This window comes from Novosphingobium sp. 11B, assembly GCF_054589055.1.
Genome location: NZ_BAAILP010000029.1, coordinates 1 through 1,282, shown reverse-complemented (window position 1 = coordinate 1,282; position 1,282 = coordinate 1). Strand labels below are relative to the sequence as shown.

1 protein-coding gene and 1 pseudogene are annotated in these 1,282 nt (G+C 67.4%); both read right to left on the bottom strand.

Features of this window, described 5'->3' with window-relative positions; genetic code table 11:
* Positions 1-509 (bottom strand): MFS transporter (locus tag ACYPYD_RS02290; RefSeq protein ID WP_459661908.1); only part of this gene is annotated, 509 nt, incomplete at its 3' end.
* A 20-nt stretch (positions 510-529) separates the two neighbouring features.
* A pseudogene (locus tag ACYPYD_RS02285) lies at positions 530-1,282 on the bottom strand (aspartate kinase); the annotation flags it as partial.

Here is a 1,282-nt window from a genome sequence, read left to right as displayed (position 1 = left end):
AGCGAGATCAGGATCGAGCCCGCCAGCAGCGGCATCGTCGAGCCCCCGCCGCCAAGGTTCAGCGTGAACTGGCCGATCGCCTGCCCCCCGTAGAGCGCGATCATGTAGCCTGCCAGGATGCTTCCGCGCCCTGCCCCTTCGGCCCGCTCGCCCAGCCAGCTTTCGAGGCAGACGTAGATACCTGCAAGGCACAGGCCGTCGGCAAAGCGCAGCGCGCCCCATAACAGCACATCGCGGTGGATCGCGTAGGCCAGCGTACTGGCGCTCAGAACCGCGACGAAAGCGGCGAAGGCGCGGATATGGCCGATCCGGCGCAGCAATGCGGGTGCGCGCAGCGATCCGGCGACCAGCCCTGCAAAATAGGCGGTGCCGACCAGCCCGATGGCCAGCGTGCCACTTCCCGCGCGCTCGAGACGCACGCTGACGAGCGTGTTCATGAACCCGCCGCCCGCCATAAGCATGAAGATGGCCAGCAGCAGGCTGCGCACGGGAAGGATGGCGTTCAGCATCGACGAAGTGGAACCGGGCGTCAGGCCGCCGCGCGTTCCTGCGCCGTCGTCGCGCCTTCGACGAGCGCCTTGTGCAGCACGCGCACGGCTGGGTCGAAGTCCTCGACGCCGACGATGAACTGCACGTCCACGTTGCGGATCTGGTGCTGCATCGCGATCATGCCGATGCCCGCTTCCGCCAGCGCCATGAGCGCGCGCGGGACGAGACCCGCCTCGGCCAGATCGCTGCCGATCACCGAAACCATCGCCACCGGCTGCACCGTTACCGCCGCGCCCGGCCACCTGGCCTCGATATCGGAAACGATCGCGGCCATCTGCGCCGTGTCGGTGCCCGAGAGGTAATGCGTGATGGTGTTGGCGTTGGAACTCTTGCTGACGATCCAGGCACCGTGGCGGGTCAGGGTGTCGAGGATCGCAGCGTCGTAGCCCTTCTCCCCCACCATGTCCTGCTCGAACACCTGCAGCGCCTGCACCGAGGACAGGCCGGTAACGATCTCCACGCGCGGCGCTTCGGAAACGTAATCGCCGCAGATCAGCGTGCCGCCGTCGTGCCGGTCAAAAGTGTTGCGCACGCGCAGCGGAATGTTCGACTGGCGCAGGCCGCGCCCTGCACGCGGATGGATTGCCTCCATGCCCAGATTGGCGAGCTGGTCCGCCACGTCGTAGTTGGTTCGCCCGATCTTGCGCGCCACCGTCTCGCCGACAAGGCGCGGGTCGGCGCTGGAGAGGTGGAACTCCTTGTGGATGATCGCCTCGCGCGCCTGCGTCAGCAC